Source organism: Rhizobacter sp. P2_G4 (genome assembly GCF_056403575.1).
The window spans coordinates 1-10817 of record NZ_JBFUFG010000025.1 but is presented as its reverse complement, the minus strand read 5'-3'; the positions used below and the strand labels follow the sequence as shown (position 1 = coordinate 10817).

Here is a 10817-nt window from a genome sequence, read left to right as displayed (position 1 = left end):
ACATAGCGCTCATCAACTCGCTATACCCTCGCTATCGCAGGGAGGTTGATTTCGAGCACATCTTGCGCCGAGTGGCAGAACGGGCTGGCCATCGCGATATCGAGTCACTCCGCCACTACATCGTCATTCTGAGGAAGCGGCATTTGCGTGATGCCGGCGTCGACACGGCGGTCGCACTCTCACAACTCATCGCGTCGCGCAAGATTGCATTGGCAGCACTAGATGCAGAGGTCACGGCGGCCGAAGCTCGATTGGCAACGTTGCAGGCTGTACAGCCGCCAGTTGCTACGCCATGAAAAACCTTGTCATGGCAGAGGCTCACCGTAGGGCCAGAGTTCGGGCCGACGCTGAGCGACTCGTTGGGGTCAACGAATGGATGCTAATAGAGAAATACGGGAGGCTGACGGCCGGTCCGCATACTGGTTGTTATGTCAGCTCTCTGCCCGTGGACGCGTGGCTACAAATCGCCAAATGCTTGGTGGCCGGCGAAACACTCCGTATTCATCTGATGCATCGACATCGAAGCGGCCACCATGAGGCGTCGAACCTGCGATGGAGCAATGGAGAGCTCCTAGCGGTATTCCGCGACCGCGAAGAAGTCGCATAGGTCACACGATGCGAATTCTTTACCTTGGCATCAGCGGCGTGCTACATCCGAGCGCCTCAATCTACGAGTTGGTCCATCGCGCCAGCCCCTGGGCTTCCGGCCATTCAGCGTACGAAGCGGTGCCATGGCTCGCATCCGCACTTGTGCCCTGGCCAGATGTCAAAGTAGTCTTAACGTCAACGCAGCCGAAGGTCCTTGGCCTCTCTTTCGTCCTCGACAAGCTCGGTCCGCTAGCGGAACGAGTTGTCGGCTACACATTTGCGGACCTCACGGAGAACGCGGTCCACCGGCGACACACGCTGAAGGGCATCAAGAGGATTCTTCCTTGCAGCATTGAAGACTACTGGCGGATGAGCAAAGCTCAGATTGTTCTGTCCCACGTGAACTGGCGACTGCCCCAAGCTTGGGTTGCAGTCGACGATGAGGACGGTTGGCCAGCGGAGGTACGCGAGAACGTCTGTGTGGTCGATGGATGCAGCGGACTCATGCGCGCGTCCGAGCAGGAGCGACTGCTCGAGGTTTTGTCAGCAGCGTTCGACTAGGAAGCGCGTCGAAATAGAGGAGACGCGACCTCGTGAAGCAATCGCTTTCTCAACTCATTTGCTTCAGCCTGCTTGACTCCAGCCCGTCGCCGACGACAAAGCGGTCTGGTTAGCCCGGTACCGTGCCGCCAAGAATCGGACCATTGCTTGCCTCTCGACGGCATGCAGATACCGCCCCTGAGCGAGCCGCGGTGCACGCTGCACTACAAATGGCCCAGGCTCCAACCCCCAAAGTTTCGCCTGCCTCCATACAAGGATGAGGCATTCGCCGCGCTGAGCTCGCGGGGCGAGTGTCGAGTGGACATAGTCGACAGCTGCGCGTGTCGACGGCAAGGCCGCGAACCCATGGAATGGAAAACTGCGCGAATGATAGGCAACGGCTTCAATGGTCGCAATCTGAGCAACGGCCCAAGCCTTCGCGTGGTCGTTCTGGACCTGCAGTTCGTCCGCTAATTCCTTAACCAACGTCCGAAACACCGGTTCCCAGTAGGCAGCGGCTGCGGTCCCTATCGCAGCGGACATCAGCGGTCCGAAACCATCCACTGCTCCACGCAGGTTCGCCTCGCAGTATTGGATGTATTCCTCGTTGTCCAGTTCGTCCACGTAGTCAGTCACGGACAGCCCTGGATTGCCGAAAAGGATACATACCGATGCCCGCCGGACGCTACCCACAAACGGCTGCGGAAACAGGCTCACATGCAACTTGCGGCGAATTGGGTTCCGCCGGTCTGCCAACTCTGCCGCTCGCAAGCGCGCCTCATGAGCCGACGACCATGCGACGCACGCGTCGGGCGAAAGGTGGGCCGCGTCCTCAGGATGAACACCTCGCGAGGCCGCATTCATCCAAAAATCTACCAGTGGCACAGAGCGCCTCCTTCGGTAACCCCAGCACACGGAGAGCAAACGGCCTGCAGCACGCCTTTGTTGAGCAAGTGCCCGTCATCAGTCCTAGCAACGTGGATGAAAGGGAAATGCACTAGGGACTCGCAGCGCTCCGAGGTGAAAGGCCGCTCTGTCAGCATGCAGCAAGTGCATGTTAAAGAGTAAATTCACTCGATGCCCCACCGCCTTCATCCCTTTGCCTCCCTCTCAAAGGGACAGTGGCAGTCTTACAGCGGACAACAATGGTCCAACCGCGAACAGCTTGTAAACTGCGTCGCATGCCCCAGCGCTCCGAACAGAACTCGGTCTACGCCCTTGCCCCTAGCCTTCGAAGTTGGGTAGTTGGTCAGGTTGTGAACCTGCCGGCGGAGGCACGCTCCTCACTCAGGCTTGAACCCCTTTCCGTCATTGGTTTTACAGACGAGCGCCGCTCGGGACACGGTAATCAGGACCGAATTGCAGTCGCCTATTCTGCCGCGACCATCCCTTCTGAAAGGTGGCTTCTTGCCGTGGTCTGCGATGGCGTCGGAGGCAGCGTCCACGGCGAGCGAGCGGCATCCACCGCAGTCGCGTCTCTGGCACTTGAGGTAGCAGAGCTGAATGCATCAATGGATGCCTGCAGGGTCCTGGTAGAAGCTCTAGCTCGTGCTCATCAGCAGACTGCGTCAGAGTACTTCTCGAAATCGAGCACAACCGCCGTGACGCTTCTTGTGACGCAAGCCGAATGCGCGATTGGTTGGGTTGGCGATTCCCGCGCATACGAGATTTCAGACGGCAAGGCAGACTTGCTGACAGCAGATGACACTCTGGCGGCAGCTACCGCACGAGCGAACCCGAACCTAAGTCTTGAGCTGAGCGAGGAATTCGGAGAGCGGCTGTCCCAAGCAATTGGGGGTTCGACTCTCGTAACGCCGAACGTCATTCCGTGGCGTCCATCCAACTCGTCCGCCGTGTGCCTTCTATGCACCGACGGCATCTGGAAGCCAACGGAAGATGTGTTTAGCGCTGTTGTTGACGCATGTCGCGACGGCCCGGAACTGATGAGACGCCTCTTGGTCATGAGTGATTGGCTGGGAGGCACTGACAACGCGTCTGCCGTCATGATTCCGTCGGCAAACGTAGTGCGAGCGTTTCTCGATAACCCGGTCAACGCATTACCTGCCGATTGCATGATGCTTTGCCTGCCCGGATATACGCACACATTGGTTCCTTTCCGCAGTGGAAAAAGCCATCCTTCAGCGCCTCCTGCCGCGAAGCAAGAGTCCTCCACAAAACATTCAGTTGAGCAAGTCGTGCGCCAGAGTAAGGTCGCGACTAAACGCAAATCGAGCGGCTCGGCAAAGAGCGCATCGAAGAAGGACCTCAAGAAGTCAAGCGTGCAGCTCGTGATTGCGGAGGAACCATTGGATGAGACATCGACCAGCTCCAGCGGCGAGATACAAGGCGACAAAACGCCCACATAGTTCTGGCGCACACGGCATCGTCGAAGTCTGGCACGATGAGATGCTGGACAGAGACGTCGCAATCAAGTGGCTATCTTCAACCGACGGCGAAGAACAACTACTCAACGAGTGGCGAATGCTCGCCAGAGCTACTTCTCGTCACGTGGTCGAGGTCTATGACCTCGTCTTTGACCACCATGGCGTGTTGTTCGGCATCGTGATGGAATTCGTCGATGGCAAAACACTAGCCGCGGCCCCACCGCCTACAACCTCCGACGAAACCAACAGGATGGTTCGCTTGTTGTATCAGCTAGCAGTAGGCCTGCAAGACCTGCACAACAACGACATCGTGCATCGCGACATCAAACCCGAGAACGTCGTCGTGGACGTCAATGGCCGGCTCAAAATCTGTGACTTCGGACTTGCGGGACCAGGCAACACGATGACGCTCCGCGCAAGAGCCACGATGGGATATGCGGCACCCGAGTTCTTTGTCCGGCCCACGTTGGTCACTCAGAAGAGTGACGTCTATTCGTTCGGCGTCGTCTGCTGGAAGGCGTTCACGGGAGGTGTCCCTCCGGTAGGGCCGAATGGGTTCCCGGATGCGAAGAACTTCCCCCTTCCATCCATTGGCACGAAGGCATCATTGCCACCCAGACTTACAGCAGCAATTGATGCCTGCCTCTCCCGGGTTCCAAAGGACCGCTGCGATATGTCTGAAGCCGCAAAAGCGTTCAAAGCCGAACTAACGAGAGAGAAACACGTGGGGTCAGTGTCCCTCGGAACAGGTCCGGCTGTCATAAATGCGCAAACGCCAAGGAAGCGCTTCGGCGCTGGAGCGAACTATGTCCAAGTGAGCTACGACGGGTATGACTTCAAAGTAGACAGCGTGTCCGGCGACGTCTATATCAATAATTCGCCTGCTCGTATGGGCGACTTGTTGACTGAGGGCTGCCTCTTAACGTTTGGCGCCAGCAATCTCGGCGGCGGCAGAGCTTTCTCTCCGTTTCGTCAATTTACTTTGGAGGTCGTAATCTAATGGCTGCCTCGAACGACCTTGTGGGTAGCCGATATCGCCTGCAGCGTGTAGTTGGTCAAGGCGGCATGCAGCAGGTGTGGGCTGCGCTGGACCTGAGCTTGGAGAGGCCTGTGGCAGTGAAGGTACCAATTGTCCATGGAGCGCACAAGCGCTTCACGCAGAGTGCCCGATTGAGTGCGCGCGTCAGACACGCAAACATTGCCTCAGCGTTGGACTACGTAAATGACAGTTCTGGTGAGTTCTTCGTCGAGGAGCTCATCGACGGCATCGACTTGCAGGACTGCATGGATTTGCACTTCCCTCGGCTAGACGGGGATACGGCTGCGCATGTACTCCATCACTTGGCGAAAGGACTTGCTGCGTCACACAGCGTCAACGTTCTCCATCGAGACCTGAAGCCTTCGAACGTGATGGTGAGCCGGGACCTTAGCTTCTCGACAATCAAGATTACTGACTTCGGCATTGCAAAGCTTGCTGAGGGTGAGATGGAGCGTGGCACGAAAGAAATTAACGCTGGCCGTACTCAAGGTTTAAGCAGCACGATGTTGGGGGCCATTCCATTCCTGGCTCCAGAGGTCTTGCGGAAGAACAAGCCTGGCGCTCCGCCGATTGGAAAGGCTGCTGACGTTTGGAGCTTGGCAGCGATGGGCTATTGGCTCTTGGCAGGTGAACATCCCTTCGGCACTGGGTTCGAGGCAGTCCCTGGCATCTTTGAGGGCAAGTCAAAGCCTTGGAGCGCCGACCTGACTTCGCACAGAGTGACCGCAGACCTGGTTAAGAGCCTCCAACAACTGATAGCAAGTTGCTTCCGGATAGACCCGACCGAAAGGCCCACCGCCGAAGACTTGGTTCATCAGATTGGCCAGCTCGGTTATCTGTCAGGTTCAAGGGAGAACGGGACGGTAACAGGTAGAGGTCCACATGGGGGCGTCTGGTTTGCCCTGTCGACGGCGGGTCGGGGAATCATGTTGCATGAAGCCGAAGTCTTGGCTGGAGACCCTGTACGTAGCGGGGCACGAATCAACTTTGTGTCCACCCCTGGAAGTCCCAACCGCAGAGCTGTCGCAATTCTTCGGTTAAAGGATTTGCCGACAGGTCACGAGGCCTTTGAGCCGTAACTGACTGCGACCTCTGAGGTTCTTTGGCAAAGCGTCAACTAGGTGTCTCGACGAGGACGGAGACGCAGAACGTCTCGTCCTATCCGCCTTGAAGGTCTTGAAGACTGCCGCCGAGCGCGGTGACCACTCGCAGCTCCGATTCCTCTCTAGCCTGTCTTAGTGCAGAGGCTTGAGTCCACCTCTTTGTGTACTTCCCAAGGAAGTCTGAAAAGAACATTCTTGCCGTGTCCGCTCTCTGATTTGCCAAGGCGGCTTCCTTGAGCACCTTTGACAGGTCGATTTCACCTGCGACCACGCATCCCATCGTGTGCTCAAAGTCCTCGATTGATACGATGAAAACATTGGACAACGGAAGACGCCGTGCAGCGTCTTCATTAGGATAGTCGAACGTTCCCGACGGATACATTCGTTGAAGTGCGTCGCCGTTGCCGATGAGTAGTTCGCGGCTCGTCACGAGAAAAAGGAAGTCCTGCTCCGCCTTCGACTGCTCGTCGAAGCATTGACTTGAATCTCGAAGAATCGCACCTACTCGCCACCCTTGCCGAATCCCTTCCCTCAATCGCTTGGTTTTCTGAAAGACGGCTGTCTCGTCATCCTGCAAGAGGACGTCATCTGCGAACAAGCTCATTTTCGCTTCGACAAGAATGTTGCAGCCGTTGCCGCTAAGGATTACCTCAACGGACGGAGCGTCACCACCGACTTTGGCCTTGAAGCGCGCTTCGTCCACACTGGGCATTTCGCAGCCAGTTGCCAGTTCGGTCACATATCGCTCAAAGACCCGGCTAAAAGCATCTACATAGGGCTTCCCTAGATGGGACAGCCGAAGATGAACGGCGTCCTCTAGACCTCTGGCGAACACGAGCGGGTGCCAGCAGTGAATTCTTCCGTCACGAAGGCGAACGAGAGGAAAGAGACGGAGGTATGGAAACTCATAGAGTTCTTGCTTGCCGCGGATTCGCTGGGCGGCGTCGCTTTGCAGTTCTGCCCGTAAGGTTGGCAAATCGCGAACGAGCAATTCGTACATGCGGTCTACGTCCGTCCCATATTTCGAACGGAATGGAGCAAGCCAATCAGAGGTCAATGGCATATTTCGAGCAAGCACTGCCGCGTAAAGGCCATACGCCAAATCTAGAAATGCATTTGGTTCCATGCCCATGACATCTCTAAACTGCTTTCTGTTCGTACTCCCGTAGTCGAGTCGTGCATACAACGCAGGCCACCGCAGAAACCCCCAGCTCTCGCTTCGTTGGAACTCAAACTGAACATGAAGAATTGAGCGCAGCATCAGCCAAACGTTTGGGGTCTGGTGTTCGCTGACTCCAACGCCTTGTAAGTCCCAGAGCCTCTGTCTTAGTTGGTCGATTTCGCTGGGAGCAATTGAGGCACCGACCCGCAGGCCGACGCTCTTGTCTTGAAGTGCCCACTTGACTAATAGCAAAGTCAGCCAAGGCGCCGTGCGCAGCTCGTCCACCTTCTCTGTGGGCGGATTCCACATCAATTGCAATGCCGCTTCGACAATGGACACCGCACTGAAGCGCCGCAGGCGATTCATGACGCCCTTGTACGAGTCCTCGATACCGCGCTTTGGCAACTGTGCGACTTTCGCTGCCATGCGAAACACCAGTGGTGGCGGAACGGGCTTCTCGGAACCCGTCATCGTGCTAGCGCCTTTTCATCCATTGACAAATCGGCGAAACCTAGCCGGGATAGAAGCATCGACGGACCGGTTGAGACGGCGGGTGCGGAGTCCCTCAAGAGTCGGGCCTCTGAAGATAGCGTGAGACCAGAGCACGCTGTTCGTTGTTGATGGCAAACACGTAGTCCTGGGCTTGGCCCACCTGCGAACGATTGAAGGTTATGGCGAGCTTGTCGTGTGAGGACGCGTCAAGATTTTTGCCGGTCTCATCGTCCGAGTACGCCACAAAAAGCACCCGAGGCGTGAGAGGTAGTGCGAACAAGAAGTTGTTAGCCATCTGCCCTTCGTAAACCAGCGGGGTGTCCCCAATGACCAGGTCGTGCTTCGCCCATCGAGTGTCGCGGATGCCCCAGGTTGCCGCCAAGAACACTCCATTCAACAGCTCCGACTCAACGATATGCGGCAGTATCTCCAGGCCGAAGTCATCGAAGAGCCCTGGCTTGTTCTCCGTTAACCAGTCGCTGAACTTCATCGTTTGGTCGGCTTCCTCAAGCGATTCACCAGTCACTGGCTCGAGGTCCTTCATCCAAAGTTGGCGCCCGCGAATGCGCAGCTGCGCAACTTTCTCTGGCGTCCGCAGCCACTGGCAGACACAAAATCTCGCCCAGTCGCGCCAGTGGTCCTCGGTAAGTGCTTCTATTCCCTGCGTGAGCATCACTTGGTGAGCCACGGCAGCCGGGTCATCCACCTTTGGCCCCATGAACTCCCGCTCAAGCGCGTTGTCCGCGCGTCCCTGGCCTACCCCGGTTGCATACAGGTGTCGCTGCTTAGCGACCGATTTGGCCTTGAACCTCGAGTCGACGACTCTTCCTCTAGACCATCTGAACGATGTCAGCTTGTTGTCATCGCCAGACTGCCACTGGCGCAGCAGGAATGCAGGAACAAAATGGTGCTCATCGTGGGCCATTTCCGCCCTCCTTCGCTGAGCCACGGTCTCGCAGTTACCTCGCCTGCGTCCGGAGGCCGTTAGCGTCGTAATAAAGCGAACCCGCCAGACCACAGGCCTGACCCAGCAAGTCGAACAATGGCTTGAGAGCCACGCTAACAGAAATGTCTGCGGGAAGGAGCACATCTGGAAGGACAACGTGCTGCCTATCAAACAGACCCTCCGGGCCGGACCGACCGTAGTCGGTCTCAGGAAGGCCGACCCGTACGCGATTCGCGTGTAAAAGCGAAAGCATCGCGGTCGTCTCCGTCTCCACTTCAAGATGTGTTAGCTCCGAACGAAAGCGTTCCACAAGCTGAATGCATACGTCCTCGTACGCACGACTAGGCAGACTAAATCGAGCATTCTCATCATGCCGATGCACGTGGTCGAGGACTTGCGTTGCCTCGAAGAAGCCGCTCCTAAGCAAAAGCGAGTAGCCAGGCACCGTCGCCGCTGTTGCTCCATGGCGGGTGAAGAGCGCGCCATCCAAGTTGATTCCTGGGCTCCCTGCGCCGTCTCTGGCCAGAAGCGGCAAGTACCTCGCACCTGGACGCAGCGACGGAACATACTGAAGTGGGTCGACCTGCATAACGCCGAGGGCCGCTTGAGTTGGCACAAGATGCATCACCAGCACTGCGCCAGTCGCAAGGGTTGGAACGCCATCGCCAGTCAGAATGCGCGAGATTCGTTCGGTACGGAAGTCACGCAGCCGCTGACCTTGGCTTTCCGAGCGCAGAAAAAGGCCACGGATTTCCGGAACATCGAGCTGCCGCTTACGTGCTCCTTCCCTCAGATAGAAGTGCTGGTTCGTCTTGACACGATGGGGTCCAGCCCAACTGCGAGGCACTCGAACAAGGATGGCGTGGCCGGCAACACCGTCAACCGTTACCTCGACCGACTGAATTTGGGCTCCAGGGATGCGCGGCTCTACCGAGTTGAGCAGAAAGTCCTGGAGGCGGCGGACCTCTTGGTCCTGGTTGATGGCCTGCGGGACAACAGTGCAGGCTCTGGCATCGCCATCCTCCTCGATACCGTAAATAACGTCGCCTCCCCCAGCATTCGCGAATGCAGTGACATCGGCAACAAACTCGTGCTTCGCCGAAGCATCCCAGGCTACGGGAAGGTCGCGCTTGAAGTCCAGATTCGGACCTTCCTGCGTCTTTTCGAAGACCAGTTGCGTAAGGTGTGATTGGGCGACATCGCGGACGTTTGCCGGGAGACTCACGTGAATATCCTTTTGCCAAGCGCCCAAAGGCTCGGTTCCGTGTCTGGGCATTGTCCGAGAATGTACTCGCGGCATGCTCCACGCTTGACAGGTTGCGCCAGCCGTGCTGACATGCACTAAGTGCGCTGTAAACAGACCAATGTCTGACGAAAACTTTCGTCCTTCTACGCCGCGATATGTTGAAAGTCGGTTGGGGCAAGCCGACCTGGCTAGGGCTGCCCCAAAGGAGCAGGGCTTCACGCTGCTAGCTTCGGACGAAGCCTATGTGGTGTACGACTGCCCCGAACTACTTGTTGCTGGCGTCACTACGCCTGATGCATTCGACGTCGCCATTGACTTGATTCGGGCCGCGCCCACGCTGTCAGAAGAGTGGCCTCGTGGCGCAGTGATTGTGTTGCCTGCCGCGTGGCTTGGTGAAACGCTAGAACCACTCGAGGCTAATTTGGCCTCCGAAGGAATCACGCTTCACTTCACACGAGAGGCGGATGTCTTTGCTGCAGCGGCGGGATACCTTAGGCTGTACCTGAGAGATTTGAATGAGACAGAGGCGGCGTTGCATTCGAAATTACAGCCACCAGAGTAAAGCTCGCCGCACTTAGGGTGAGAGAACAAAAAAGCGAGGGAGGCAATGGTGCAAAGCCAAGGCTTGACCATTCATCAGGTGTCACCAAACGGGTTCGAGCTTACAGGGCTGCGGACCGGAAGCATTCGAGACCAGCTCCTCCGCGCCTCAATGCTCGTCGCGGAGCTGAAGGCGGCGGGATACGTCTCTCAATCCCTCCCACTTCTCGTTCTTGGTGGGGGCCCGGCAGGAGTCGCTGCGGCCCTTTCAGCGGCCAAAGCTGGAGTGTCAAGTACTGTCGTCGAGATTGAGGACCAGTTGTTCTCGAGTCTTCGACTTGCGAACAAGCGCGAGGTCAGCCCATACGAGTATGACTGGCCGCAGGACCACTGGACTGAACGAAGATTCCCTCGCAACGGAGAGACCGTGCCTCCGCTGTCGATGCGACGCCGGACAGGCGCTGACCTTTGGCAGGTTTGGAATCGCGCAATCGCGAGATGGATGACTAGCAGCAATGGCACAGGCGGCAGCGGTCTCATAACGCTTCAGACAAATTGCGACGCGCGCTGCTTGTACATTGGCCCCCAAGGCGGTGCGTCAAAGGCAGTCCATGTGAATGGCCCGTGGGCAGATGGCCAGCCTGCCAAATGGTTCGGCGCTGTGCTCTCTTGCACCGGAATCGGGCAAGAGAAAACGTCGGATACGCACCTGCCCGAACGATGGGGTGGTTACCGCGGACCCAAATACTGGATTCACGATGACGGCCTGTCTTCGAG

10 protein-coding genes are annotated in these 10817 nt (G+C 57.3%); 6 read left to right on the top strand and 4 right to left on the bottom strand.

The features are described from left to right. A partial coding sequence (locus AC1DYS_RS32035) for a hypothetical protein (protein WP_477906103.1) occupies positions 1-296 on the top strand: 296 nt, incomplete at its 5' end. A gap of 256 nt (positions 297-552) precedes the next feature. Beyond that, entirely contained in the window at positions 553-1149 is a 597-nt protein-coding gene (locus tag AC1DYS_RS32030; protein ID WP_477906101.1) for an HAD domain-containing protein, read from the top strand. A 63-nt stretch (positions 1150-1212) separates the two neighbouring features. Here the strand turns inward: AC1DYS_RS32030 and AC1DYS_RS32025 are convergent, their stop codons facing one another. Next, positions 1213-1764 (bottom strand): hypothetical protein, encoded by a 552-nt coding sequence (locus AC1DYS_RS32025; RefSeq protein ID WP_477906099.1) that lies wholly within the window; start codon positions 1762-1764, stop codon positions 1213-1215. Positions 1765-2309: 545 nt separating this feature from the next. On the opposite strand from AC1DYS_RS32025, the gene AC1DYS_RS32020 reads away from it, so the two are divergent. The 3 genes from AC1DYS_RS32020 to AC1DYS_RS32010 are packed head-to-tail and all read left to right on the top strand — an operon-like array spanning position 2310 to position 5630. Beyond that, a complete protein-coding gene (locus AC1DYS_RS32020) occupies positions 2310-3494 on the top strand; it encodes a PP2C family protein-serine/threonine phosphatase (protein ID WP_477906097.1) in 1185 nt (394 codons plus the stop codon). Further along, on the top strand, positions 3439-4512 hold the full coding sequence (locus tag AC1DYS_RS32015; protein WP_477906095.1) for a serine/threonine-protein kinase: 1074 nt from the start codon (positions 3439-3441) through the stop codon (positions 4510-4512). The genes AC1DYS_RS32020 and AC1DYS_RS32015 overlap by 56 nt, the downstream gene beginning before the upstream one ends. Beyond that, positions 4512-5630, top strand: a complete 1119-nt coding sequence (locus AC1DYS_RS32010) for a serine/threonine-protein kinase (protein WP_477906093.1) — start codon at positions 4512-4514, stop codon at positions 5628-5630. Before AC1DYS_RS32015 ends, AC1DYS_RS32010 begins: the two co-directional genes overlap by 1 nt. Positions 5631-5709: 79 nt before the next feature. On the opposite strand, the gene gapS1 is transcribed toward AC1DYS_RS32010, so the two are convergent. The 3 genes from gapS1 to AC1DYS_RS31995 form a co-directional block, all read right to left on the bottom strand. Then, a complete protein-coding gene (gene gapS1 / locus AC1DYS_RS32005; RefSeq protein ID WP_477906091.1) occupies positions 5710-7287 on the bottom strand; it encodes a GapS1 family protein in 1578 nt (525 codons plus the stop codon). A gap of 94 nt (positions 7288-7381) precedes the next feature. Next, positions 7382-8233 (bottom strand): DUF4238 domain-containing protein, encoded by an 852-nt coding sequence (locus tag AC1DYS_RS32000; RefSeq protein ID WP_477906089.1) that lies wholly within the window; start codon positions 8231-8233, stop codon positions 7382-7384. Between the two features lie 34 nt (positions 8234-8267). Then, positions 8268-9530: an AlbA family DNA-binding domain-containing protein gene (locus tag AC1DYS_RS31995; protein WP_477906087.1), complete on the bottom strand. Its 1263-nt coding sequence runs from the start codon at positions 9528-9530 to the stop codon at positions 8268-8270. Positions 9531-9618: 88 nt separating this feature from the next. Between AC1DYS_RS31995 and AC1DYS_RS31990 the strand changes: the two genes are divergently transcribed. Further along, positions 9619-10062, top strand: coding sequence for a hypothetical protein (locus tag AC1DYS_RS31990; protein WP_477906085.1), 444 nt, complete (start codon positions 9619-9621; stop codon positions 10060-10062). The last annotated feature ends 755 nt before the right edge of the window (positions 10063-10817 follow it).

Bases quoted from the DNA above. Each gene is read 5' to 3' on its own strand.
- AC1DYS_RS32030 (WP_477906101.1), top strand. From the start codon at position 553: ATGGAGCAATGGAGAGCTCCTAGCGGTATTCCGCGACCGCGAAGAAGT.
- AC1DYS_RS32015 (WP_477906095.1), top strand. From the start codon at position 3,439: ATGAGACATCGACCAGCTCCAGCGGCGAGATACAAGGCGACAAAACGC.
- AC1DYS_RS32010 (WP_477906093.1), top strand. From the start codon at position 4,512: ATGGCTGCCTCGAACGACCTTGTGGGTAGCCGATATCGCCTGCAGCGT.
- AC1DYS_RS32020 (WP_477906097.1), top strand. From the start codon at position 2,310: ATGCCCCAGCGCTCCGAACAGAACTCGGTCTACGCCCTTGCCCCTAGC.
- AC1DYS_RS31990 (WP_477906085.1), top strand. From the start codon at position 9,619: ATGTCTGACGAAAACTTTCGTCCTTCTACGCCGCGATATGTTGAAAGT.
- AC1DYS_RS31995 (WP_477906087.1), bottom strand. From the start codon at position 9,530: ATGCCCAGACACGGAACCGAGCCTTTGGGCGCTTGGCAAAAGGATATT.
- gapS1 (WP_477906091.1), bottom strand. From the start codon at position 7,287: ATGACGGGTTCCGAGAAGCCCGTTCCGCCACCACTGGTGTTTCGCATG.
- AC1DYS_RS32000 (WP_477906089.1), bottom strand. From the start codon at position 8,233: ATGGCCCACGATGAGCACCATTTTGTTCCTGCATTCCTGCTGCGCCAG.